The organism is Paenibacillus sp. Mc5Re-14 (genome assembly GCF_001049835.1).
GTDB lineage: Bacteria > Bacillota > Bacilli > Paenibacillales > Paenibacillaceae > Paenibacillus > Paenibacillus polymyxa_C.
On the sequence record NZ_CVPD01000001.1, the window covers coordinates 4,328,873 to 4,355,123 of the forward strand.

22 protein-coding genes are annotated in these 26,251 nt (G+C 45.9%); 19 read left to right on the forward strand and 3 right to left on the reverse strand.

Features of this window, described 5'->3' with window-relative positions:
• Positions 1-22 precede the first annotated feature (22 nt).
• The 3 genes from BN1546_RS19875 to BN1546_RS19885 all read left to right on the forward strand — a co-directional run bounded on the left by BN1546_RS19875 (position 23) and on the right by BN1546_RS19885 (position 2,925).
• Positions 23-553: a GNAT family N-acetyltransferase gene (locus BN1546_RS19875; RefSeq protein WP_025675978.1), complete on the forward strand. Its 531-nt coding sequence runs from the start codon at positions 23-25 to the stop codon at positions 551-553.
• A gap of 198 nt (positions 554-751) precedes the next feature.
• Positions 752-2,161 carry an aspartate ammonia-lyase gene (gene aspA / locus BN1546_RS19880; protein ID WP_013372264.1) on the forward strand — a complete coding sequence of 470 codons (1,410 nt, stop codon included), beginning with the start codon at positions 752-754 and terminating at the stop codon, positions 2,159-2,161.
• A 167-nt stretch (positions 2,162-2,328) separates the two neighbouring features.
• Entirely contained in the window at positions 2,329-2,925 is a 597-nt protein-coding gene (locus BN1546_RS19885) for a restriction endonuclease (RefSeq protein WP_090738686.1), read from the forward strand.
• 89 nt (positions 2,926-3,014) lie between these two features.
• Here BN1546_RS19885 and BN1546_RS19890 read toward each other — a convergent pair whose 3' ends face one another.
• Positions 3,015-6,191 (reverse strand): bifunctional cytochrome P450/NADPH--P450 reductase, encoded by a 3,177-nt coding sequence (locus BN1546_RS19890; protein ID WP_090738687.1) that lies wholly within the window; start codon positions 6,189-6,191, stop codon positions 3,015-3,017.
• A gap of 296 nt (positions 6,192-6,487) precedes the next feature.
• Between BN1546_RS19890 and BN1546_RS19895 the strand changes: the two genes are divergently transcribed.
• The 6 genes from BN1546_RS19895 (at position 6,488) to BN1546_RS19920 (ending at position 14,521) form a co-directional block, all read left to right on the forward strand.
• Entirely contained in the window at positions 6,488-7,492 is a 1,005-nt protein-coding gene (locus tag BN1546_RS19895; RefSeq protein ID WP_016324583.1) for a BMP family lipoprotein, read from the forward strand.
• 27 nt (positions 7,493-7,519) lie between these two features.
• The gene (locus tag BN1546_RS19900; RefSeq protein ID WP_090738688.1) at positions 7,520-9,184 is read left to right on the forward strand and encodes a methyl-accepting chemotaxis protein; all 1,665 of its coding nucleotides are present in this window, start codon (positions 7,520-7,522) and stop codon (positions 9,182-9,184) included.
• A gap of 209 nt (positions 9,185-9,393) precedes the next feature.
• Entirely contained in the window at positions 9,394-11,835 is a 2,442-nt protein-coding gene (locus BN1546_RS19905; RefSeq protein ID WP_090738689.1) for an AraC family transcriptional regulator, read from the forward strand.
• Between the two features lie 129 nt (positions 11,836-11,964).
• Positions 11,965-12,972 carry a tripartite tricarboxylate transporter substrate binding protein gene (locus BN1546_RS19910; protein WP_058829942.1) on the forward strand — a complete coding sequence of 336 codons (1,008 nt, stop codon included), beginning with the start codon at positions 11,965-11,967 and terminating at the stop codon, positions 12,970-12,972.
• Positions 12,973-13,020: 48 nt separating this feature from the next.
• Positions 13,021-14,022 (forward strand): 2-keto-3-deoxygluconate transporter, encoded by a 1,002-nt coding sequence (gene kdgT, locus BN1546_RS19915; protein WP_090738690.1) that lies wholly within the window; start codon positions 13,021-13,023, stop codon positions 14,020-14,022.
• 145 nt (positions 14,023-14,167) lie between these two features.
• On the forward strand, positions 14,168-14,521 hold the full coding sequence (locus BN1546_RS19920) for a hypothetical protein (protein WP_090738691.1): 354 nt from the start codon (positions 14,168-14,170) through the stop codon (positions 14,519-14,521).
• 81 nt (positions 14,522-14,602) lie between these two features.
• Here BN1546_RS19920 and BN1546_RS19925 read toward each other — a convergent pair whose 3' ends face one another.
• Both BN1546_RS19925 and fdhF read right to left on the reverse strand, forming a co-directional pair.
• On the reverse strand, positions 14,603-15,085 hold the full coding sequence (locus tag BN1546_RS19925; protein WP_090738692.1) for a helical membrane plugin domain-containing protein: 483 nt from the start codon (positions 15,083-15,085) through the stop codon (positions 14,603-14,605).
• A gap of 12 nt (positions 15,086-15,097) precedes the next feature.
• Positions 15,098-18,040, reverse strand: coding sequence for a formate dehydrogenase subunit alpha (gene fdhF / locus BN1546_RS19930; protein WP_090738693.1), 2,943 nt, complete (start codon positions 18,038-18,040; stop codon positions 15,098-15,100).
• A gap of 602 nt (positions 18,041-18,642) precedes the next feature.
• Between fdhF and moaA the strand changes: the two genes are divergently transcribed.
• The 10 genes from moaA to BN1546_RS19980 all read left to right on the forward strand — a co-directional run bounded on the left by moaA (position 18,643) and on the right by BN1546_RS19980 (position 26,228).
• Entirely contained in the window at positions 18,643-19,656 is a 1,014-nt protein-coding gene (gene moaA / locus BN1546_RS19935; RefSeq protein ID WP_016324579.1) for a GTP 3',8-cyclase MoaA, read from the forward strand.
• A gap of 40 nt (positions 19,657-19,696) precedes the next feature.
• Positions 19,697-20,509, forward strand: a complete 813-nt coding sequence (gene fdhD / locus BN1546_RS19940) for a formate dehydrogenase accessory sulfurtransferase FdhD (RefSeq protein WP_090738694.1) — start codon at positions 19,697-19,699, stop codon at positions 20,507-20,509.
• Between the two features lie 135 nt (positions 20,510-20,644).
• A complete protein-coding gene (gene moaD, locus BN1546_RS19945; protein ID WP_025675143.1) occupies positions 20,645-20,893 on the forward strand; it encodes a molybdopterin converting factor subunit 1 in 249 nt (82 codons plus the stop codon).
• A 62-nt stretch (positions 20,894-20,955) separates the two neighbouring features.
• Positions 20,956-21,660: a molybdenum cofactor biosynthesis protein gene (locus BN1546_RS19950; protein ID WP_025675145.1), complete on the forward strand. Its 705-nt coding sequence runs from the start codon at positions 20,956-20,958 to the stop codon at positions 21,658-21,660.
• A gap of 98 nt (positions 21,661-21,758) precedes the next feature.
• Positions 21,759-22,829 carry a thiazole biosynthesis adenylyltransferase ThiF gene (locus BN1546_RS19955; protein ID WP_090739178.1) on the forward strand — a complete coding sequence of 357 codons (1,071 nt, stop codon included), beginning with the start codon at positions 21,759-21,761 and terminating at the stop codon, positions 22,827-22,829.
• A 74-nt stretch (positions 22,830-22,903) separates the two neighbouring features.
• Positions 22,904-23,719, forward strand: a complete 816-nt coding sequence (modA, locus tag BN1546_RS19960; RefSeq protein ID WP_090738695.1) for a molybdate ABC transporter substrate-binding protein — start codon at positions 22,904-22,906, stop codon at positions 23,717-23,719.
• A gap of 27 nt (positions 23,720-23,746) precedes the next feature.
• Complete coding sequence (modB, locus tag BN1546_RS19965) at positions 23,747-24,412, forward strand: molybdate ABC transporter permease subunit (protein WP_090738696.1); 666 nt, start codon at positions 23,747-23,749, stop codon at positions 24,410-24,412.
• Positions 24,413-24,596: 184 nt separating this feature from the next.
• Entirely contained in the window at positions 24,597-24,944 is a 348-nt protein-coding gene (locus BN1546_RS19970; protein ID WP_013372245.1) for a Na-translocating system protein MpsC family protein, read from the forward strand.
• A 105-nt stretch (positions 24,945-25,049) separates the two neighbouring features.
• Positions 25,050-25,787, forward strand: coding sequence for a tRNA(His) guanylyltransferase Thg1 family protein (locus BN1546_RS19975; RefSeq protein ID WP_058712445.1), 738 nt, complete (start codon positions 25,050-25,052; stop codon positions 25,785-25,787).
• Positions 25,788-25,790: 3 nt separating this feature from the next.
• On the forward strand, positions 25,791-26,228 hold the full coding sequence (locus BN1546_RS19980) for an AAA family ATPase (protein ID WP_013372243.1): 438 nt from the start codon (positions 25,791-25,793) through the stop codon (positions 26,226-26,228).
• Positions 26,229-26,251: the final 23 nt, after the last annotated feature.

Genomic DNA, 26,251 nt, shown 5'->3' on the forward strand with positions numbered 1-26,251 from the left:
GAACTCATCAGGAGGAATTACAATGTCTAACGAAGTGAGAATATACCCTGTTCAAGTGCTCAGCGAAACATTGTCAGATTCACTAAGCAGGCTGTTGATTGACGTGGTTGCTGATGGTGCATCTATAGGTTTCTTACCACCCCTAGGGTATCAGGAGGCAGCAGCTTATTGGAACAGTGTGCTTGAGGACGGTGTAGTACTGTGGATTGCCGAGAAGGACGGAGTACCTGTTGGGACAGTTCAGCTTCAGTTAGCCCAAAAAGCAAACGCTACACATCGTGCGGAAATTGCAAAGCTTATGGTGCATCCGTCTGGACGCAGGCTTGGGATCGCACGACAGTTAATGAAGGCAGCCGAAGAAGAGGCAGTGCGTCAGAATAGAACTCTACTGGTACTGGATACGCGGGTGGGAGATCCTTCTAATAGATTATACGAGTCGATCGGGTTTGTGGAAGCTGGTGTTATTCCGAACTACGCTCAATCAGCCGATGGTCAGCTGCACGCCACTCGATATTATTATAAGCCTTTAAATCCGTATTCCAGTCATTGCTGAGCATTTGCCGAATAACCGTGGTATTTACGGGTAATCATAACTTGTCATAGGATTACATAACCTTTTTCCGCGTTTATTCGACTGGTAAAGCACGGGAATTGGAACATATAATGAAGAGGAGATCAGAAAAGGTCTTTTTTGTCATTTGACTGTACTGAATTGAAGAACGTAGCAAACACAGCGGAGGAATCAAAGAATATGAGGCTGGAGCATGATTTTTTAGGAACCAAGGAAGTGCCGTCAGATGCTTATTACGGTGTACAAACTCTAAGAGCAAAAGAAAACTTTCCAATTACAGGCCAACGATTGCATCCTGAGTTGATTAAAGCCATGGCGATTGTAAAAAAGGGAGCAGCGACGGTAAACATGGAACTAACCCGTCTACATCGCTCCAAAGCAGAGGCCATTATTCAGGCTGCTGACGAGATTATTCAAGGACAGTTGCATGATCATTTTATCGTCGATCCGATTCAGGGCGGCGCAGGCACGTCCATTAATATGAATACAAATGAAGTGATTGCGAACCGTGCGCTGGAGCTGATCGGCAAGCAGCGAGGAGACTATCAGGAAATCAGTCCTAATAATCACGTTAATATGGCGCAATCGACAAACGATGCTTTTCCTACGGCTGTACATTTGGCTGTATTAAGTATGATTGATAAGCTGCTAGTCACCATGAGTGAGCTTCAGGAAGCATTTTCCCGCAAGGCCAATGAGTTTGATAGTGTGATCAAAATGGGTAGAACCCACTTGCAGGATGCAGTACCGATCCGATTAGGGCAGGAGTTTCAGGCTTATGCGCGTGTACTGGGCCGTGATATCGGACGCGTCCGTGCGACCAAGGAGCACCTGCTAACGATTAATATGGGTGCAACAGCGGTGGGTACTGGCTTGAACGCAGACCGCCGCTATATTCAGCGTGTCGCTGAGGTACTGGCTGAGGTCAGTGGCTTTCCTGTGGAAGCAGATGAACATCTCGTAGATGCCACACAAAATACGGATGCCTATACTGAAGTGTCTGCTGCCTTAAAGATTTGTATGATGAATATGTCCAAGGTGGCTAATGACATCCGCTTGATGGCTTCTGGACCTCGTGCTGGTCTGGGAGAATTGAGTCTGCCTGCTCGTCAGCCAGGATCATCCATTATGCCGGGCAAGGTAAATCCAGTCATGTGTGAAGTCATTAACCAAATTGCTTTTCAGGTCATTGGTAATGATCATACAATCTGCTTGGCTTCGGAGGCGGGCCAACTGGAGCTGAACGTGATGGAGCCTGTACTTGTCTATAATTTGCTGCAATCGCTGGAAATTATGAAGCAAGGCTTCCACGTTTTCCGTGTTCATTGTGTGGAAGGAATTGAAGCAAATGTGGAACGGTGCCGTGAATATGTAGAGAACAGCGTAGGTATTATTACAGCGCTCAATCCGCACCTCGGATATGAGGTGGTATCACGCATTGCCCGCGAAGCAATTACGACTGGCAAATCGGTACGTGAGCTGTGTCTGCTATATAATGTACTGACTGAGGAAGAATTAGACATTATATTGGACCCGTACCAGATGACTCAGCCTGGTATTGCAGGAGAATCTTTGCTGAATCGTGAATAATATTGCGGAGTTTAGAATGTAGGCAACTTTGAGATAAAATGAAGGCAGCCCTGTCGAATTCGGCGGGGTTGCTTTTGTGTAAAACTGTGTCAGTGTGATAGGTGGTAACGGTAAGCCTACTAAGGAATATACCGCTTGCATACCTGCTGTAGAAAAGGGGAAGAGGAATGCTGCTGGAGCAATTATCGGCATATAAGGAATTAGGAATAGGACTTATTGTATTACTATTACTGCTTGTGCTCACCATCAGGGGGATGATACGTGGTCGTCGGAATCGGATTTTACGAGATCTGGACCCGCGTAAAATTGGAATTCAGGATATAGATCGTATGGAGGACGGCTCGGAATTTGAGCTTTATTTGCAGCGGTTATTATCCTCACTTGGCTATAAGGACATTTATAAAACAACTAGCAGCCGCGATTTTGGAGCAGATCTGGTATTTACAGACCGAGAAGGCGCCAGAGTCGTAATTCAGGCCAAGCGTTATGCTGTACAACATCCAGTCGGCTTGGGGGCTGTACAGGAAATTTACACTTCTATGCGTTATTATGCGGCCGATAAGTCTGTTGTCATCACCTCCGGACGTTACACGGAATCCTGTAAAACACTTGCTGCTGTCAACGGGGTTAAATTATTGGACCGCAATGATTTGGTGGATATGATTGACCTGTTTAAAGCCAAACGTCGTGAGGAGGTCATGGAACGTATAGAAAGTAAAACCGACGTGGTCGCCTCCAAATGGTGGAGCAAGAGCAAATCATAAAAGGGACTGAACTACTAGCCAACGAGATCGATGCCTGGTAGTCAGTCCCTTTTATTTTTTACATGATGGATCTTTATATACCGTTATCATCAGATACCTGTCCAGACATCCTTGGCATAGCGTTTTTCCTGTTGGAGATGATCCAACCATTGCTGCGCTTCTTCTTTACTTGTATGGTGTATATCCGCGTAAGCCGCACAGAGCGTGTTTTCAACGTCGGGGGCCATCCGGCTACCATCACCGCATACATACAGATGCGCTCCTTCATCAAGCAAGTGAATCAGAGTGTCTGCCCCTTCATTCATAACGTGCTGTACATACCTTTTAGGTTGACCAGGCAGACGTGAAAAGGCTGTATGAACCGTAACGATTCCTTCCTGCTCCCAGGTTTGCAGCTCTTGCTTGTATAGATAATCGAGCTTTGGATCACGGCAGCCATAGTATAAATGAGCCTCGCCGAGCTGTTCTCCTCTCTCCTTAAGCACATGGCGTGTTTGGAGAAATCCGCGGAATGGGGCAACGCCAGTACCCGGACCGACCATGATGACAGGAACGGTCGGGTCTTCCGGCAAACGGAAGCCAGACTGAGGCTTTCGCACAAAAATGACAACCGGATCATCTGGTTGGAGCTGTGCCAAATAATTGGAGGCAATACCGAGGTATTCGCCCTGTCCGCTACGGGCTGGTCCACGCACAACGCTCACAGTTATACTCGCTGAATTCTCCGATTCAAGCGGAGAACTGGAGATGGAGTAGTATCTAGGCTTGAGTGGTGGTAACAGTGAGATGAAATTTTCAAATGGCAGCTCACAGGCTGGATACTTCTCCAGAATATCTAGCATCGTGACACGCTTCTTTCGTATCTCTTGATCAAAGGTGGTATCCTCTAGCAAAGCTTCGATTTCTTTCTTGTGCGGGGGACACACTGTAAAGGATGCTAGTTGCCGTAGCTGGGCTCTGGTCGCCGGTTCTTGCAGTTCCACACTGAGAGTGAGCAAATCTCCTACACTGACAGGCCGATCTAAGGGGAGATGTGCCGCATCCCGGTCACTGCCTCTCAATACGATGTAGTTTTGATCCTGTAACTTAAAGTGTTGCATTACCCTATTCACCAGCAAAGCAGGATTACGCGGCAAAACACCCAGATGATCACCCTCGCGATAGGACATTCCGCTTGGTAATTGGATCTCCAGATGCCGAGTACTGCGTTCACTTTCAGCAGCGTGCAGTTCACGATTCACAGTAACAACGGCAGTAGCTGCCTCATAGTTGGCCGCCAGAGGAGCGCTAAGTACGTCGCTTACAAACTCTATGCTCAGACTGCTGGTGTCCTGTGGTTCTGTATCACTGTGCTCTATCCCGAAAGCATTCAGCAATTCCGGCCATAAGCCGTGGTTCCAGACTTCCCAATCCTTCTCGAAGTCACCACTAGCGTCGCCCTCGCCGCGATCATACAGTCGTTTTGCCCCTTTGGCAGCCATCAGTTCATCGATCATCCTTGGAATACGCTGATATGTGCTGGCCCAATTCCGGTCACCGCAACCAAAGACAGCGTAGCTTATGCCTGCCAATTGTCCCTCATCTACCTTCTTCAACCATTCTACGAAGGCATCAGCATTATCCGGCGGATGCCCGTTATAAGATGCGGTCGTAATAAGTACCACGCCTTCTTTAGGCAAATGGTCCACATGATCATTCAGAGTTGCTATGCTGCTGTTGAAACCCCATTTCCGACCTAAATCGGCTAGTTCACCTGCAAGTCCCTCAGCTGTACCCAGATTCGAGCCGTATAAAGACAACAAAGAAGTATCATGCTTTTCGGCATGGGGGGCTGCAACTTTTTGTTCCTCCTTTTCATGAAGTTCTTGAGCGGCACCTGGCAACATGATGGTAGTCTGTGTGCTGCGCGGACGTACTTGAATGGTGAAGCCTTCCGGCTTGAGCGTGAGCGTTTCTTTGACTTTCAACTCATAATGAGTATGATCAATCAGCTCAAAATGTTTCAGTACCATCCCCAGCACAAGGGTGGCCTCCTGTAAGGCGAACTGTTGTCCAATACAGGCTCGTTGACCGTTGCCAAAGGGTTTGTAGGCATCTTGCGGAATGGCGGAAGGGTCCTCGAAGCGTTCCGGTCGAAATTCCTCAACATCTTCGCCCCAAGCCTCGGTATCACGGTGCAGTTTCGGGATGAGTACATTGACGCTGTCGCCTTTTTTAAGCGGATAGGTTCCGTCGAGCAGTGTATCTTCTTTGGCAAAGAGAGAGAAGGCGGGCGCTGTCGGCCATAGCCGCAGGGCTTCATTCAGTATCATCCTTATGTACTTGAGCTCACGCACCTGAGTATAGGAAGGCAGCGAATCGGTCAGCACGCGATCTACTTCTTCATAGGCTTTAGTTAGCGTTCGTGGATTTTTAAGCAAATAGTAAATGGCAAAGGATAAAAGCCCACTGGTCGTTTCATGACCGGCGATGAGAAAGGTGATGATCTGATAACGGATATTTTCATCATCCAGCGTTTCACCTGTTTCCGGGTCCTTGCCTTCCAGCATACGTGCCAGTAAATCCTCTTCACCTTGGTTGCCCACGGTTTTGCGTTCTTGAATAATGCTGTCCACTAGAGAGAACATCGTTTCGCTGTCGTGTTTAAACTGTTTTTTCTTCGATAACATCAACCTGTTTTGCAAATTGAGGCGTTGCAACTGACCCATTGCTTCATCCAGTGCGCGTGTCATACTGGTCACGAACGGATGGGGCTGGTCGCGGTAAAAGCTGTTAAAACGATAATTAAAGCCGCATAATCCGATGGTATCCAAAGTCAGCCGGGTCATATCTTCCGGTACCTCTACACTTTCATCTGGATTGAGCCGAGACCATTTCTGTACCAGCTGAACAGCAAGATCAAGCATCATATTGTGGTAACCCTTCATAGCCCGCTGACTGAAGCTTGGTAGCAATATTTGGTGGGCCTTGCGCCAGTTCGGTTCCTCAGTCCAGCTTGTGAATAGTCCGTCTCCGGCAAAAGCTCGTACTTTTTGTAAGGGAGCCCACACCTGTTTGTCGAAACGGGATTCATCACAAGCATCTGCGACCAGCTTATGACCGGAAATATAAATGTTCGTTCCTTCAGGCAGATCCATGCGAAAGATGGGACCGTGCTCATTAGCAAGCTTAACCAGAGACTGGACAGGGGCATGTGTATCGATCAAGGGCAGATTTCCTAAGGGACCATATGTTTTAGGCTGCGGAATTGAATTTGTTGAAGTCATTCTAAATGTAGCTCCTTTCAGTTTCAACATAGAGTGATGGTTTCAGTTTCAAAATACCTAGGTTTTTCAATGGAAATTACACTTTAATCTTTCGAGATAAACGGAGATAAATGAATTTAGACAGTTCGTATAATAAAAACAATGAAAAATATACATTTTTTACATAATAAACAAAGACATCACACTTATCACACTTCTATTAACAATGAATTTACAGAAATTCTTATGAAAAAATATGCTTTTATAACCGATATAAAGATGTTGGGGATTTGCATTTTATGTTGAGGTGATATGTCATGAAGAAACGAGCTCTATTATTAACTTTTAGGTGGATTCCCATTGTCACGATCTTTGCATTATTGCTAAGTGCATGTGGGCAATCAGACGTACAAACCAAGGCCGAACCCATTAAGGTGGGAATCGTACTGTCAGATATTGGTCTGGGTGACCAATCTTACAGCGACGCGGCTTTTCGAGGTTTAGTCAAGGCACGGGATGAGGGGAAGATTGTTTTTGAATACCGGGAAATAACTGAGACCAAGACGTATGATGCTGCTTTTAATCAGCTTGTTCAAGAAAAAGCAGATTTAATCATTGGGTTGGGTTATATGGTGAAGGACAGTTTGGAGGCCGTTGCCAAAAAGAATCCAGACCGTAAATTTTTAATCGTGGATGAAACATCGGAATTGCCGAATGTGGCCTCCATTACGTTCAAAGCAGAAGAGGGCAGTTTTATGGCCGGAGTTGTTGCCGGGTTGACGAGTCGTACGGAACAGGTGGGTTTTCTTGGAGGTGCGGAATCTCCTCTGCTGAAAAAGTTTGAAATTGGGTATCGTGCAGGGGTGCAATCAGTCAAACCTAATGCGAAAGTTACGGCAACGTATGCAGGAGATTTTGGCAAGCCGGAGCTGGGTACGAAAATTGCAGATGACATGATCAACCAGAATCAGATTGATGTCATTTTTGCAGCAGCAGGGCTAACCGGTGTAGGTGCATTACAGGAAGCGCAGAAGCAGCATAAATTCGCCATCGGGGTCGATAGCGACCAGTTTTTTATTGCGGAAAAAGCGGTAGTGACCTCAATGATTAAAAATGTAGACACTGCAATTTATACAGTAGTCAAAGGCTTTGCAGATCATCAAAGAAAATTTACGGAGAAGGATATGGTGTTTGGACTTGCGGAAGAAGGTATAGGCTTGGCGCCTATTCGTGTCGTGACACTGAATCCGGATCAGCAAAAGGTGATGGATGATTTAATGGAAAAAATCAAATCCGGCACACTTACTGTACCCACCCAATAAATTTTCGCAAACGGAGGATGAATACTGATGAAACTGCAAGGTAAACTGGTGCTTAACGCGATGATTTCCCTGATCGCTTGCCTGGCTTTAGTAGCTTATATCATTTTTGAATTGTTACGTATTAACGCTCAAAGCAGTAATCTTGTTCCAGCTATGTTGAATGTACAGCAGCTTAATGCCTATTTGATTCAGTCGGGGCAGGCGCTGCAAAATTATTCTACTTCCATGACGGAGAGCAACAAAGCCGATGTGCAAAATCAGCTAACTCAGTCTGAAAAAACGATTACTTTGCTTTCACAGGGCATGATGCAGACCGAAGCACAGCAAAAGCGACTGGATACGATTAAAACAAAATTTAACCAATTGAAAGCAGCAACGGAAAAAGCGATGAGTGCTCAGAACAGCCCAGAATCCAAACGAGAGGCCATGCGTGCCCAGGGGATTCAGAACGATGTATTTATGCTGGATCTACTGACCAAGGCGCGTTACGACCAATACACAGAAGAGTTGACCAAGAGTATTCGTTTTACTTGGCAATTAGCCTTGACAGGCGCAGTTCTACTTCTAGTGGCGGTTGGGCTATATAATACATATACCTCCAGGCAGCTTGCCCTTAGAACCCGCAAGTTAACGGATGCAGCGAAGCAAATTGCCGAGGGGAATTTAACCGTTCAACTTCCTCAAACAAAGGGCCGAGATGAACTGGACGAGCTCAATGAATCTTTCCGTGTTATGATTGGGAACTTGCGCAGCATTGTACTCTCCATTGATCAGGCGGGGAATCGTGTCGATCTGATGGCTCGGGATATTGATCAGCACAATGAGGCCATGAAGGAAATTGTGACACAAGTCAGCACATCAACAGAGGAACTTGCGATAGGTAGTCAGAAAATTGCTGAGGACCTGTCATCGACGGTTGGCGTGGTGGATGATATGCATCAGAAGTTTGAATCAAATCTGCTGGAGACCACGCAATCCACCGCGTATAGTGAGGATGCTTTGCGTGTCATTGAGCAGGGTGCGCGTGTCATGAGTGATCAAATGCGAATCGTTGCGGAGAATCGTTCAGCAATGTCCGAAGTGGAGCAAACAGTCAGAGAGCTGGAGTCTAATGCAGCCGAGATCACAACTATGACTGGTTATGTATCTGAAATTGCCAGCCAGACGTCGCTCTTATCCTTGAATGCGTCGATTGAGGCTGCACGTGCGGGTGAAGCGGGAAAAGGCTTTGCTGTTGTTGCCAATGAAGTGAAAAAGCTGGCGAGTCAATCTGAATCTGCTGTAAAGAAAATTTATACCGCTGTTGAGGGGATCAAGCAGGCTATGGATAAGGTGAAGGCTTCTGTGGAGCAAAGTCAGGAGCTGTTCCGCGAGCAGGAGAAGGCAACCTCCTCCACCGGAGAATCGTTTAGAGAGATTAGTGGCAAAGTCCAGCAAATTGCCGGCCAAGTCAGCAAGTTATCCATAGACATGAATGTATCGCGAGAACTGAGTGTACAGGTGCAGCAAGCTATTGAGAATATTAGCGCAATCACTCAGCAGTCCGCCGCAGGCAGTGAAGAGATTACGGCTTCCACGGTGGAGCAGAAGCGTTCCTTCGAGGAATCGGCTGAGAAGGTAAAGGAGCTTCGCCAGATTCGCGAGGAGATGCAGCGGGAACTGAATCGTTTTCAGGTGGAAAAGACGAGCTGACACTGTAATACGAATACCTATGCTGCTGACCAATGAAGGCAGGCAGCACGTAAGAAGAAGTTCTACCTTGTACAGGGAGACTTCTTCTTTTCTTTTTATTTTTAATGATGTGACTTCTGTTAAGTTTAATTTGTAAAGGCAGGAAATTCCACTTCATGCGTCAAATAGATGTAGAGGTAATATGTCATCTAATATAGAGTAAGAGGAAGATGGACAACGTAGTCCGGAAGGATGAAGTTACAGGAATGTTGCGACTTAAGCTTCGATTGATACTGAAAAATAAGCAGACAAGACTGATCCTGCTGCTCACGCTGTGCGTGTCGCTCGTGATAAGCGTGATCGGCTTGCTATCGTATTCAAGATACCGTGAAGGTTTGGATACCGAGCTGAACACACCTAATATAGAATTGTTGCAAATCAATCTGGATGTGACCAATCGGGCTTTCCGTGAGTCGGATAACAAGGCGCTGGATGCGGCTTATCATCCGGATGTAGAGTCTTTTATACGTATTCATACGGACGGAAAGTCGGTATCCAACAAAGCTTCCGTTATAGATCGGCTTCAGAAATATTTGAAAACCCTTTCTTCGAGCGAAGAAATTTATTCGGTTGAAGTCATTTCTTTGGACAATCATGCTCTCATCTCCAGCAATTATGGTTATTTGCCCGATTGGAACCAGGCACCGGATACAACCTGGGTTCCCTGGATTCAGAACATTCACAAAAAGCCGCTACTGATTAAGCGAAGATGGTATGGCACGGATCAACAGCATGGCACGATAGAACTACTCTCGCTGGCTAGGCCTATAGTAGAGAATGGACAGGTCATCGGTGCAGTGTTAATCAATTTGGATTACGACCGTTTTTTCTCCAAATTGTATATTCATTTATCCAACTCGCAATACGTCTATGATCTGGAGGGTGAGCTGATCTATCCCAAGCTGAGATCGTCCTTACCCTTAAATGAGATGGGCATGGTTTTGAAAGAGCTGGATGTGAATCCTTACGCTTATGTAGAAATTGGAGATATGGAATATATGGCGAACCAGACCTTCTCTGATGTCACAGGCTGGCGTCTAGTATCACTCGTGCCGATGGACAAGCTGCTGAAAAATGTCAAGCTGGCGCGCAATATGATGCTGTGGCTGGCCTTGATCTCTATCCTGGCTGGGTGCTCAGCGGTTTACTATTACAGTTATGCGGCTTTTCGCCCCATGAAAAAAATTAATAGCCTCCTGAATTCAGGTAATAAGGGAACGCGCCAGGGAGGATTGTATGATCTGGAACCTGTGATTAGCAAGTTGGTTGGAGAATTTCATCGCAAATCATTGGTGGTAGAGCGAAGCTTGCCGGAGCTGCGATCCAAATATATAGAAGATGTCATCCAGCGTAGAATGGGTATACAGGAAATGCGTACGAAATGGGAGCAGTATTTTTCTGATTGGGACCGTAATTCTTTGGTTGTTATAATCGTGTCGATTGATCGGTATTCTACGTGGACCGCAAGCTTTCCAGAAGAGGACAAAATGCTGCTCAAATATGCGCTGAACAATATTTTGCTGGAGATGCTTGAGCCTCAGTGGAAAGCAGTCAGTGCGCCGGAGGAGGAGAATGGTCTGGTTGTCCTGCTGCAGCTCAGGGAGAGTGTATATGAAGTTGGAGCAGAGGGAGCAGCCAAAGAGAGAACATGGCTTCGTAAGAGCGTTGACAGGCTAATTCAGGTTGTTGGGGAGTATCTTCCCATGACTATTTCGGTAGGGATCGGCCATAAGGTCACAGATATTCAAGAGGTACGGGCGTCTTTTATACAAGGAAAAGAGGCGCTTAATTTACGTTTATACGAGGGGTATGGACGTTCACATATGAATATGAGCAGCAACATAAATGTGAAATGGGATTGCATAGTGGATGTGCAATCACAGGATCAGGCTCAGGATGCAAGATTACTGGACCATCGGCGTGTGGATCTGATTCGTGCTGTGGAGTCACAGGAGCCTGGTGCAAGTGCAAAGCTAGTCAGCCAGTGGGTAGAAGAACTTCGACACTATAGGACATCTCCAAACCAGGTCTACCTATTTGTTCATGAACTGCTGGAAGAATTGCTAAAATGGTGTGCCACTCAGAGTGTGACACCGCCAGATCAGCTCGCTGATTATCATTGGAATCAGATTCTGACGCTAGACCTTCAAGACATTGAGCTTTTGCTGGCCATTATGTTGACTGATATTGAAGAAAAATGGCATGGACGCCAACAGTCCAAAGATTTTGTACGTGTACAAGAGATGATCGACTATATGGAAAACTATCTGCATTTGAACATCGGGCTTCAGGAAATTGCGGATCATGTTCACATGAGCGTGTCCTCGGTGAGCAGTATGTTCAAGGAGGAAACGGGGAGTACCGTTTACGATTATTTGACTGGATTACGTGTCAAAAAGGCATGCATATTGCTATGTGAAACGCATTTGAAAATTGGTGAAATTGCAGAACAGGTCGGGTACCGAAATGAGAACAGCTTTATTCGTGTATTCCGCAAGTATAAACAAGTGACCCCAGGGAAATTCAGACAAATCAACAAATCTTCTAATGAATATGCAGATCGGTCAAAAGATCGGCGCTTTGGTGAAATCGAAGATAAATACGAGGATTAGGCGATAGATGTGGACCTCCACGCTGCGGTACATTGACTTCATGTAAGCGTGAACAATATGTCCGTAAAGGTTGGAGGTGACAACGGGTGCAAGATGGGCCCAGTTCATTTTTGGAGAAGAGGAAGCGTAATGAAGAAAAAGCCATGGCAAAAATATGTGCTGGTTGCGGCAGGAGTGGCTATGCTTTCTGCCTTGAGTATCAGTGAATATGTGGATCACCGTACCCTGCAGGATCACAGTCGTATATTTCCTGCGAAGCCAGTAACGCTTGTCGTTCCATATGCGGCGGGGGGCGGTACAGATATTACCGCAAGAGCGTTGGCTAAAGCCGCCGAAAAGCATCTCGGGCAGCCGATCATCGTCGTTAATCGAACAGGAGGCGGCGGTTCTGTCGGGCTGATGGAGGGAGCTGAGGCGCAGGCGGACGGTTATACCGTAACGTATCTGGTCGCTGAACTGACTACATTACCACATTTGGGACTGCTACCAATCACCTACGAGCGTTTTAAGCCGCTGCTTCAAACCAATATGGACCCTTCTGCCATTACGGTTCGGGCGGATGCGCCTTGGAAGACAGCGGAGGCATTTCTGGAGGATGCTAGGGTCCATCCAGGCAAGCTGAAAATGGGTAATGCAGGCACAGGAAGCATCTGGCACCTCGCTGCCGCGATGCTGGAGCAGAAAAGCGGAGTCCGCTTTACCCATATTCCTTATGAGGGAGCAGGCCCAGCAGTTTCTGCTTTAATGAGTGGATTCGTGGATGCTGTACCCGTCAGCCCCGCAGAAGTAAAGAAATACGTGGACGATGGGAAGCTTCGCATACTGGCGATCCAAGCAGACACTGTTTCGGAAGCGTTTCCAAAGGTGCCGACACTTCAGCAGGCGACTGGGTTACGTGTCCATTTTATCGGCACTTGGAGAGGGCTGGCTGTACCCAAGGATACACCGAATGAGGTGGCTCGAACGTTAGCGGATGCACTGATCAAGGGGACGAAAGACGAGCAATTCAGGGAGGAAATGCGGAAGCATGGGTTAGGGTTGCGTGTCCAGGATGCAGAGGCATTCGCACGTCAACTGAAGGATAGTCATGATACTTTCGCCAAATTAATTCCTGAACTCGGCTTAAGTCGCAAGTAAAACGGTCTTGTTTTTGCATTGGCAAAAACGAAAGGGTTGAATGAAGTTATGAAAATCAAACAAAATATCGATAAAATTCCTGGGGGCATTATGCTGGTGCCGCTGTTTATTGGCGCACTTTTTCATACGTTTACTCCATGGGCAGGCGACTATTTTGGATCTTTTACCAAGGGATTGATGACCGGTACGGTGCCCATTTTGGCAGTGTGGTTTTTTTGTATGGGTGCTTCCATAGATGTGCGAGCGACAGGCACTGTTTTGCGTAAATCAGGAACGCTCGTATTGACTAAAATCGCGGTCGCATGGGTCGTGGCGATCATAGCGTCCAGATTGCTGCCTGTTGGCGGCGTAGAAAGTGGGCTATTTGCAGGTTTGTCGGTGCTGGCGCTGATCTCGGCTATGGATATGACGAACGGCGGGCTCTATGCCTCCATTATGCAGCAGTATGGCTCCAAGGAAGAGGCAGGAGCATTTGTGCTGATGTCACTGGAATCGGGCCCGTTGGTGACCATGCTTATTCTAGGTAGTACCGGACTGGCCGTTTTTGAACCGCAAACATTTGTCGGTGCCGTATTACCATTTTTGGTCGGCTTTATGTTGGGCAATCTGGATCATGACTTTCGTAAATATTTTGGAAACGCGACACAGGCTCTGATTCCATTTTTTGGTTTTGCACTGGGGTGTTCTATTGACCTGAGTGTTATTGTTCAGACAGGCGTACTAGGTATTTTGTTGGGCATTTTTGTAATTATCTTTACAGGTATTCCACTGATTCTGGCGGACAAATATATTGGTGGTGGCAATGGTACGGCAGGAATTGCAGCCTCCAGCACAGCAGGTGCAGCGGTAGCCAATCCAGTCATTGTTGCCAATATCAAACCTGAATTTTTGCCTGTTGCACAATCTGCAACAGCATTAGTAGCCGCTTCGGTCATAGTGACCTCTATTTTGGTGCCAATTCTGACGGCATACTGGGCCAATTATATGAAGCGCAAGGGGAAGTCCAAAGGAGCGGGGCCTGTAACTCCAGGGGCGAATGTACCTAAATAAAGTTTGAATAATGAGGGCTCAATGGATCGACGTTACCATTACCCGGGAAATGTTGTGTCAGTTACAGTTACACCTTATATCCTGACATGATAAAACTTGTCCTAAAACGCTTCTGCCAACATACATATGTAAGCAGAGGAGCGTGATGGAATTGGAAAACAAGGTGCGTCGCTATTACCAGTTAAAGCAAAAGCAAAAAGAAATTGAAGGCGAACTGGCTGATTTGCGTAATGACATTACCGCTCATTGTGCAGAGCAGGAAGTATCCGATTGGGAAATTGGCAACTACCGAGTCAGGATTGTACAGCAGCACCGCAAGGAATACGATCATGCGAAATTGTATGATGCATTGCCTGATCCTCAATTATGGCGTTTGTTTTCCAAGCCGGACACTTTAAAAATTTCCAGCTTGCTAAAACTTAAGGTTATCGCGGAGGAGCAAATAAAAGATGCTGTTTCTCTTAAAACGGTGACCTTGTTACAGGTGGATAAAAGATAAATAAAAAGAGCTGCCCCGTTTTCGGAGCCAGCTCTTTTTATTATCTGTGGTTAGCAGTCTTCCACTTTCATATCTATTAAGCTATTTATCAGACAAACCTTTTCCCATGCCTTTGAGAAAATGAATACCGAACCCCATAGCCCGGTTTACATCCGGATCATTCATTGCCTTCATAAGATCACGCAGGCGAGTCTTTTTATTCTGCTTTAGATGCTCTTCGGCTTCATTCAGGCCCGTAGTGACGCTGCTTGCCAGTTTTTTCATCAGCTCGGGGTCTACCTCGGACAGCATCCCTGCTGCACCCATCAGATTATTGATCATGTTCGTCACAGGCTTGCGCGTCGCTTGTCCTACAGCGATTTTGGCGATGGTTTCTTTGGCTTTTAGCATAGACTGGGCTGCTTCGAGAAGACCGCTGTCATGCAGCTCACGTACAATTTCAAGCGTCTTATGCAATGCCGCTCCATTGTCCGCCAGATCGGCAGTCAGTTGATCCAGGGATTGTTTTTGCCGTTCTTCTGCTGTCAAAATACGTTTTCTCACAATTGAAATAGGCTTAGCCATGGTTCGACCTCCTTATTTTTGATCTACCAAATCGACGTAACCGGGACGATTCCACTTACGGTTCACTTCAACCCCATTTTGCGGATGCCGCTTTTTATAACGTGGATTGATATGAGGCAGTGGATTTTGACCATCGATCTCCAAAATTTGCATCCGTACTTTGGTTTGTTTATAGGCTGGTGTACGGGTGATGATATCAAATGCTCCACCAGTTAATAGATTGACAGCACCCTCATGGCTGGTAGAGTGCATTGGCACATAAATTTCAGTTCCCTGTACCCGGTCCGTCACCAGAACACGTAGCTTGACCGCACCATAGGGAGATTCCAGCCGAACCAGCGATCCGTCTGTAACTCCACGCTCCTCAGCCAACTCAGGGGACACTTCCACAAATACTCTTGGAAGTTTGAGCTGAAGGCCTGTTGACTTTGTCGTCATATTTCCTTCATGAAATTGTTCGAGCAGTCGACCATTATTTAAGGTCAGATCGAATTCAGCGGGGTACTCTTTTGGTGGTACATATTCGAAAAGTCCCAAGCGTGCTTTTTTATCTGGAAAGTTAAAGCCATTGGTATGCAGAAGCGGTGTGTTGCTACCATCCGGCGATCCCCAATGGAAGCTGTTCCAGCCTTCTAATACGTCATAATTACATTGAGAGAAAAATGGAGTGAGCGCCGCCATTTCCTCAAAAATTTCACTCGGATGACTGTAATCCCAATCAAATCCCATGTGCTTGGCAAATTGGCTGAAAATCCACCAATCCGGTTTGCTGTCTCCTATAGGGCGGAGCGCCTCGTATAAACGCTGTACGCGACGTTCGGTGTTTGTGAAGGTTCCGTCTTTTTCGAGTGAAGGTACGGCTGGCAAAATGACATCAGCGAATTCAGCTGTCTTGCTCAGAAATACATCCTGAACGACAAGGAAATCCAAATTCGCCAGCATTTCTTGGGTATGGTTGGAGTCCGCATCCACCCATGCCATTTCTTCTCCAGCGATATACATACCTTTGAGCTTACCCGTCTCAATGGCTTCCAGCATTTGAATGTTATCCAGTCCGCGTTGGCTTGGAATTTGTACGCCGTAGGCCGCTTCGAACTTGGAACGAATGGCATCGTTCGTTACGGGCTGATAGCCAGGGAAAATATCTGGCATCGTACCCATATCGGCAGCGCCCTGCACATTGTTATGACCACGAAGCGGATATGCGCCTGCACCCGGACGCATAAAGTTGCCAGTCACCAGCAGCAGGTTGGCAATTGCAATCGAAGTGTAGGAGCCTGCGATGTTTTGTGTCACGCCCATACCCCAGCAAATGGCCGTGCCATCCGCTTCGTGAATCATGGTTGCTACCTGAATCAGCGTCTCTTTGGAGATGCCAGTTTCCTGTTCGGCGAATTCCAAGGTGAAGTTCTCCAGCAATTTCAAATATTCAGGATAGAAATTTACATGTTCCTCAATGAATTTAGCATCATGCCAGTTTTGCTCAATGATGTATTTGGCTACAGCGGATAACCATACATAATCCGTACCTTGCTTCGGACGCATGAACAGATCTGCGCGTTCTGCCATTTCATGTTTGCGCAGGTCCACCGAGATCAGCTTTTGACCATGCAGCTTATGCGCACGTTTGATGCGGGTAGCCAGCACAGGATGTCCTTCTCCCGGCGCACAGCCGACCAGTATGACCAAACCTGCTGAGGCAATGTCTTTAATCGTACCGCTGTCTCCGCCGATGCCTCCGGTGTATTGTAGACCCCATGATGCAGGAGATTGGCAATACCGTGAGCAGTTATCAACGTTATTCGTTTGGAACACCTGACGAGCCAGCTTTTGCATCAGATAATTTTCTTCATTGGTAAATTTGGACGAAGAAATAAAGCCGAGTGCCTCGCCGCCGTAGGTTTCTTTGATCGCTCCCATTTTGCTGGCCATCAGGCTCAAGGCTTCTTCCCAGGTTGCTTCCACGAATTCGTCTCCTTGACGAATTAAAGGCGAGGTCAAACGCTGATCGCTATTCACAAAATCCCAACCGAATTTCCCTTTGACGCAGGTCGAAATGCCGTTAACAGGCCCCTCAGAGGTAGGTTGTACCTTCAAAATTTTGCGGCCTTTGGTCCAAACTTCAAAGCTGCAACCTACACCACAAAACGTGCAGACGGTTTTTGTTTTTTTCGTACGGGTTTCACGCATCGCTGCTTCAGCTTCCGAAATTGCAAAAATCCCGCTGTAGCCTGGCTCCACTTCCTTAATTAGATCAACCATTGGATTTAATAAATCCTTATTTATGCCGCTCATGAAGCCCGCCTCTCCCAGCATGGATTTTTCCATCAAGGCGTTACATGGGCAGACCGTTACACACTGACCGCAGCTGACGCAGGAGGAATCGTTAATTGCAACTCCTTCATCCCAGATCACGCGAGGGCGTTCAGCCTCCCAGTCGAGGGACAGTGTTTCATTGACCTGAAGGTTCTGACATACCTCTACGCATTGGCCGCATGCAATACATTGATTGGGATCATAACGGTAAAAAGGATGGGACATATCCACTTCTGTGGGATCAACCTTCGGTCGATATGGATATTTTTGATGTTCAATTTCCATAAGCTCTGCGGTGTTATGCAGTTTACAATTACCGTTGTTGTTATCGCACACTGTACAGTAGAGGAGGTGATTTTCCAACAAACGATCCATAGCCTCGGTTTGAGCTGCTTTTGCGCGATCTGAATGTAGATGAATATTCATTCCATTCGTAGCAAGTGTTGAACAGGAGCGTACAAGCTTTCCGTCTACTTCCACGATACATGTGTCACAGGTGCGGATCGGATCCACTTCGGGAACGTAACACAGTTGGGGATGGGCAATATTGTTTTCGTTGATTACTTCAAGAATGGTTGCACTGCTATTCGTTTTCAGTTCCTGTCCGTTTAATGTAATTTTGATCGTACTATCCGTCACGGTTCAGGCTCCTTTCAGATTTTGAATTTTAAAATTGGGAACAAAAAAACTCCACCATAAACACAAGTGCTCGTGTTTAAGCACTTGTGTTTATGGTGGAGTAGTGACCAAGCTCTAGGTCCTGGAGGCCAATCCGCCATAGGAGTATGTATTAATACCAGACAGTACGCACCGTCTGTATATCAATAAATTGAATATGTCATTTTCTGCATGTCATCTGGTGTAACTATAGCGTAAAATTTAAGATAGTTCAACGGTGATTTATTAAAATTTTTAATCGATAATGATTATCAATTGAGAAAGCGAAAAATCATTGACAAACGACCCAGGATTGCTAACAATAGGAATGTATCTATTTGAGAGCATTCGTGAATGGAGTGTACGTGAGAATCGCGTATATTTTATTTGGCGCAGCGCTTGTTAGTTTGATTTTTCTATATCACATGATGTGAGGATTCGTAAAATCCTGATGTAGATAAATTAACCGGCATTTAGCAGATTCTTCGGTATTCATAAGCGAAGAAGTTGTTGTGATGCCGGTTTTTTGGTTCAGTTTAGAGTTTAAAGAGGTTTATTAATGAAGACGGATTGAGGTGAACGGGATGGCGAACCGCAGCGACGATCAATGGAATCGTCCGTTACGGGACTTGAGAATATCCGTCATAGACCGATGTAATTTTCGGTGCCGATATTGTATGCCTGAAGAAATATTTGGCCATGACTATCCGTTTTTGCCAAAAGAAAAAATATTGACCTTTGCGGAAATTACCCGCCTTTCTCGTATCTTTGTCTCGCTGGGTGTTACAAAGCTGCGCATTACTGGTGGTGAGCCTTTGCTGAGAAAAGATCTGTCCTCGCTCATTCATTCGTTAACTCAACTCGATGGGGTTGAAGACATTGCTATGACGACGAACGGTGTCTTTTTGCCTAAGTATGCAGCGTCACTGCGAGAGGCGGGGTTGAAGAGAGTGACAGTTAGTCTGGATTCGCTTGATGATGATCGATTCCGCCGAATGAACGGGGGGAGAAGCAGTGTAAAGGCGGTGCTGGAAGGTATTGAGGCTGCAGCTCAAGCGGGAATGCAGGTGAAAATAAATATGGTCGTGCAAAAGGGCTTTAACGATCAGGATATCGTGCCCATGGCCGACTATTTTCAAAAGAAAAAGCATATTTTGCGCTTTGTTGAATTTATGGATGTAGGCAACACCAATGGCTGGAAATTGGATCAGGTTGTTTCCAAGCAGCAGATCATCGAAACGATCCACGAGCACATGCCGTTAGAACCTGTTCCACCCCAATACAAAGGTGAGGTGGCGACGCGCTATAGGTATCTGGACAGAGACGGGGAAATTGGCATTATTTCATCCGTTACGGACGCTTTCTGCTCCACATGTACACGGGCTAGAATTTCTGCTGAGGGCTCCTTGTACACATGCCTGTTTGCGTCTAAAGGGTACAAGCTTCGCACGATGCTGCGGTCCGAGCAATCCGATGATGAGATTAGATCTTACATTGAGCGTGTATGGAGAGGACGTACCGACCGCTATTCAGAGGAACGGTTGACTCATACAAAGCAAGCATCGTCCAAAATTGAAATGTCACATATCGGCGGGTGAACCAAAGAGCCAGCCTGTCAGAAACAAGGGAGTTGAGCACATGGAAAAGCCGGCTGAGGTAAAACGCGAGATCCTACGTTACCGGGACGGTCAGATCAAGCGTTTTGAAGACACAGTGGTGACGGAGTATCCGGTGACCATTAAAATTAATCAGCAGGAATTTGCCACCATGGTTTGTACACCAGAGTATGTAGAGGATATGGCAGTAGGCTTTTTGGCCTCTGAAGGCGTCATTCAACGGTATGATGATATCGAAGATATTTGGGTTCAGGAAAAAGAAGGATTTGTTCATATTAAAACCCGTCGGATGAATGAGTTTTATCAAAACTTTCATTCCAAACGATACATTACCTCCTGCTGCGGAAAAAGTAGACAGGGATTTTACTTTATAAATGATGCCAAAGTGGCAAAAAGAATGAATGATGCCCATGTTACGGTATCTTTTGATGACTGTTTTCGACTGATGAATTTGATGCAAACCTCGGCACATACGTTTCAGGAGACTGGTGGCGTTCACAATGCTGCGCTGTGTGACAAAGACGGAATAATCCTGTCCAGAATGGATATCGGCCGACACAATGCGCTCGATAAAATCTATGGGTACTGCCTAAAGCATGATATTATATTACAAGATAAAATCATCGTATTCAGTGGGCGCATCTCGTCTGAAATTTTGTTGAAGGTTGCGAAAATTGGTTGTGAGGTTGTTTTGTCCAAGTCAGCTCCCACAGAGCTTGCACTTGAATTGGCAGAGGATCTCGGGATTACTACCGTCGGTTTTATACGAAGTCGTTCTTTGAACGTGTACACGCACACGGAGCGGATTAATGAACTGGTAGAAACTAAAATATAATATAAAAAATAATCAATGTAGACCATCATCGTTAACCAGCATGGAATAAAACCTTTCGAGGTATTAGTTCATGTTGGTTTTTCTTGGTGTATATGCGATGGTCAGTCCTTGTACTGAAAGGGGGGAACCTACTTAATGAACTATCATATTCAAGTTTTTGCCGGACTTGCAGAACTGATGGGAAAGCCTATGATCACGGTGTCTGCTGATCAGGAAACGATGACCGTCAACGAATTAAAAGACTTGCTGTCCAAATATTTTCCTGAAGCAGCGGCCCAGTTGCAGGGGGCTTTTGTTGCCAGAAATCAAGCCTACGCCGCTCCTGAGGATCTGGTTAGTATACATGATGAGATTGCGATTATTCCTCCGGTTTCAGGAGGATGAGTTTCAATAACAGACTAGGTGAATTCGATAGATAGGGTGTATTAAAGGGGGGCGGGTGCATAATGCAATATCATATTCAATTATTCGCAGGTATGGCGGAACAATTTGGTGACGTGATCACTATGGAACTTTCACAGGAAACGGTGACCATTGCAGACATTCGAACAAGGCTGAATGAGCTGTACCCGGAGATAGCTTCACAACTGTCAGGTTCTTTTTTTACCCATCATAAGAAGTTGGCTTCTCCAGATGAACTTGTGCTTCCATCAGACGCAATTGCTCTTCATCAGTCAGCACCCGGAATGGAGACGGTCGTTTCAAAATGTGGCTTATACGCTATTACCTACGATCTGATTGATGCCGATGAGGTAACCTCCAAGGTACACGACCCTTCACATGGGGCTTCATTGACCTTTAATGGTACGACTCGGGAATTTACACAAGGTCAGCGAACGGTGCTGCTTGAATATGAAGCATATGTGCCGATGGCCATGAACACGATGAAGCAGATAGGTGACGAAATTGCAGATCGTTGGCCGTCAACGCGCACTGCTATTACACATCGGCTTGGTACGGTAAGGATTGGAGAGACCAGCGTCGTGATTGCTGTTTCTGCTGCGCACCGTGATGCTTGCTACGAGGCCAGTCGCCATGCTATTGAACGCTTGAAGCAAATCGTACCGATTTGGAAAAAGGAAGTGTGGGAAGACGGCTCGGAATGGAAGGGGCACCAGCTAGGTGGCTGGAATCCTCATAACACCCCATAACTTCGAGTTAGGCGGGACATCTGGACTTTTATCTTGTCTGATCAACTTGCAGCAATTAATGGATAAGAAGTATGGGGGCGTAAATTAACATGTCTGAAATGAAAAAGGACCCAATAACAGATGCTGATGCAAAAGCACACACGCAGGCGTCTCACGCTCGATATTCAAGACAAGAATTATTCGGAAAAATCGGGCCGACAGGACAAAAAAATATCCGCAGCAAGCATGTATTAATGGTAGGTGCTGGAGCACTGGGAACTGCGAACGCGGACATGCTGGTGCGAGCGGGCATCGGACGGTTGACGTTGGTAGACCGGGATTATGTAGACTGGAGCAACCTGCAACGCCAGCAGCTCTACGACGAAGCGGATGCCCATGAACAGATACCCAAGGCAGTGGCCGCCCAGAGGCGATTGCAGCAAATCAATTCGGACGTGGACATCCGTGCGCTAGTCCAAGATGTATCACTGGAGGAAATCGGCGATATTGCCGCAGGGGTGGACCTCATCGTAGATGCCACTGATAATTTCGATACACGTCTGCTTTTGAACGATTACGCTGTAAAGCACCAAATCCCCTGGATTTATGGAGCGTGTGTTGGTAGCTACGGGACAACCTTTACGATCGTTCCAGGACAGACACCCTGTCTGCATTGTCTGCTCGGAACTGTACCGCTCGGCGGTGCCACCTGTGATACGGTCGGTATCATTAGTCCAGCTGTACAAATGGTGGCAGCTTACCAAAGTGCCGAAGCATTGAAGCTGCTGACTGGGGACAATTCAGCCTTACAAGGCAAGCTGATTTCCTTCGATCTATGGAATAATCAACATCAGGCGATCCAGATCAGCGCCATGAAAAAAATTGATTGTCCGACGTGTGGTGAGCATCCAGTGTATCCATTTCTACAATCGGAGCATCAGGCTAAAACGGCTGTACTGTGCGGACGTGATACGGTTCAGATTCGACCAGTCACGGGTGCTGTACGTGATCTGAACGAAGCGGCACGCCTGCTATCCCGCCAAGGGGGCAAAGTGGAGCATAATCCATATCTAGTATCCGTTGTCATTGGATCGCATCGGTTGGTTCTTTTTCAGGATGGACGTGTTCTGATCCATGGCACCAAGGATATCGCCGAGGCAAGATCTATTTATCACAAATATTTGGGTTGACCCAATAGATTTGGACCGTTATGAGATTGCATTGTCAACTCATTTCGGAATTTAGAGGACAGGGGAAAAACAAATTGAAAAAGAGATTCGGGTACATATTCATGTTTTTTGGATTGTTGGCATGGGTTCTGGCTGGGTGTTCGTCTCCGGCTGCTGTACAGTCGACACCGTCCGCACCCAAAACAGAGTTGATTGTATCTGCCGCTGCGAGTCTTCAAGATAGTCTGAATACGCTCAAGGATCAATATGAAAAGCAGCACCCAGATATCAAGCTTACCTTTAACTATGCTTCATCCGGTACTTTACAAAAACAAATTGAGCAGGGTGCACCCGCTGACGTATTTATATCGGCAGGCATGAAGCAAATGAAGGCTTTAACCGATGCTTCATTAGTGGAAAAAGATAGCGTACTGCTTCAAAATAAACTGGTTGTGGTTGTTCCGCAAGATAAGGCGAACAGCACGGATAACAAAAGTATTACACTCAATGATCTGACAAATCCTTCTTTCCTAAAGCTTGCTGTTGGGGAGCCTACTACCGTTCCAGCCGGACAATATTCCAAAGAATCGCTGACAAAGGCCGGATTGTGGGACAAGCTGGAACCGAAGATGGTATTCGCCAAAGACGTAAGACAGGTATTAAACTATGTTGAAACAGGCAATGCCGATGCTGGACTCGTTTATTTGACAGATGCCAAATCATCCGATAAAACAGTCGTAGCACTAGAAGTACCTGAGGAATTGCATGCACCTATCCTGTATCCAGAAGGTATTGTAAAAGCAACCAAACACAGCAAGGAAGCAGGCGAGTTTGTCGATTTTCTGCGTACAGATGAAGCCATGAGCGTATTCAGTAAAGATGGATTTTCAGCTCCAACAGAAAAGAAATAGAATTCACAGATAAAGGAGGGGGTCCCGTTGGATTGGTCGGCTTTTCTTCCTCCGGTTATCGTATCTGTCAAAGTCGCTGTCGTTGCCAGCATTATTGTCTTTTTATTAGCTACTGTGGTAGCTCGGATGATGGCGAACTGCTCGCTGCGGAGAGGAACCAGCGTGATTGAGACCGTCCTACTTCTTCCGCTCGTTTTGCCGCCCACTGTTGTCGGCTTTATATTGCTCATCTTGCTGGGAAGGAAAAGCTGGATTGGCACTGCCTTTGAAAGTCTGTTCCAGCAGACCATTGTATTTACGTGGGGAGCCGCAGTGGTGGCGGCCGTAGTTGTTGCTTTTCCACTGGCTTATCGGACGATCAAAGCAGGCTTTGAAGCTGTAGATCCCGAGGTAGAGCAGGCTGCACGTGCGCAAGGTGCCAATGAATGGCAAGTGTTTCGACATATTACGATGCCCCTTGCCTACCGACCGCTCATTTCAGGATACATTCTCGGATTTGCCCGAGGGTTAGGGGAGTTTGGAGCTACACTGATGCTTGCGGGTAATATTCCTGAACAGACTCAAACCCTGCCTACGGCGATTTACACCGCGTCCGAGGTCGGAAATATGACACTCTCCTGGAGTTGGGTAGCCGTCATTATTTTATTCTCTTTTATCATGTTGATGCTGTCGAATCGATTGGTGAAAGATTAGTCTGTTTGGATTCAGTAATATACGCAGTCTGTCCGATCGGGCGGGCTGTGTTTTCTTTTCTATGCGTCCAATGGTAAGCATGTTCCAAGAATCACTTTCGCTTCATCTCTGTTTTATATGATAGGAATCGGTTATGATGGAAATAGTAACAAGGATTTTAGTAGATTTAGGAGAGCGGTGCGATATGAGAAAGGAAACGGGTTTTAACGAAATTATTCGAAAAGTACGTAAAGAGCTATTTGGAAAAGGCCCGGAACGCATACATACAACCTTTGTAGATAATATGGCCATCACAATGCTATACGGCAATTTAACTCCATCCGAAAAATTTCTTGCACAAGAGGTTGCAGGAAGAGAGATGGTGCATGCAGCTCGAACCAAAATGGTACAAAAAATCTATCCTGTACAGTTCAATAAAGAACTGGAGGAGTATATGGATTCCCGCTTACTGCATCTTTTTTCAGATATTAAAGTGGAGGAGGATATAGCCATCTCCGTTTTTGTGTTCGAGGATAATATTGCTGTGAAATAAAAAGAAATTGGAACCCACAATATCCATATTGTTGGAGAGTTCGACTGCACCTTTGATTGATTTCGATGTTTGGATGCAATGAAAAGTGAAGGAGCTACATAGTTTATGAAAAAAGATGATTTTGGAAATAGAATGAAGGAATATGAAAATGCTTATAGATTAAGTCTGCCCCGCCGTTTACCCGTAATTATCAGAATCGATGGTGCTCATTTTCATACTTTTACACGTGGGATGACGAAACCTTTTGATGAAAAGTTAATCTTTGCATTATGGGAGACGTGCAAATATTTGGCTTATAATATTATGGGCTGTAAACTGGTGTACCATCAGAGTGATGAAATCTCTCTGCTTCTTACGAATTATGACAAATTAACGACACAATCATGGTTTGAAAATAATCTTCAAAAGATGGTATCTATATCTGCCTCTTTGGCTACTGCCAAATTTAATGAGGAAATCCAGAAAGTTTATCCGGATAAGCCTCTAGCCACTTTTGATGCAAGAGCATGGGTTTTGCCTCACGATGAGGTTGCCAACTACTTTCTATGGAGACAACAAGATGCTACTAAAAACAGCATTTCTATGGTAGCTCAAGCTCATTTTAAGCATTCAGAACTACAAGGATTGAACGGAAGTCAGCTCCAAGACAAGCTTTTTGTGGAAAAAGGACTGAACTGGAACGACCTTCCGGTCTGGCAAAAGCGGGGAATCTGTATTACCAAACAACAGTATAACAAAGGAGAAGCCGTCAGAAGCAAGTGGGATGTTGATCATGACACGCCAATCTTTTCACAAAATAGAGATTATATTAACCAATATGTATACCTGAACAAGGATGTGTGAGGTTTGGAGTGTGTCATTTTTATAGGAATTCAGGCTTCGGGCAAATCGACTTTTTATAAAGAACGATTCTTCAAAACACATATGCGAATAAATCTTGATATGCTTAAAACACGAAATAGGGAAAATATGTACCTTCAGACCTCCATCGAAACGATGCAGCGTTTTGTAGTGGACAATACAAATCCCACAGTCGAAGAACGAAAGAAATATATAGATGCTTGTAAAAACAAGGGATTTAAAATCATTGGCTACTACTTTGAACCTGATTATGCTGAATCTATTAAGCGTAATGAGCAGCGCACAGGCAAAGAGTATATTCCTGAAATCGGTATTAAAAGTGTAATGAGTAAACTAGAGGTCCCAAGTTACGAAGAAGGATTTGATGAAATTTACAGCGTGATTTCGAGTGAGGGGACGTTTCGGATCGAAAAGCAACCATAGAACCGTATAATTTAGGAGGAGCA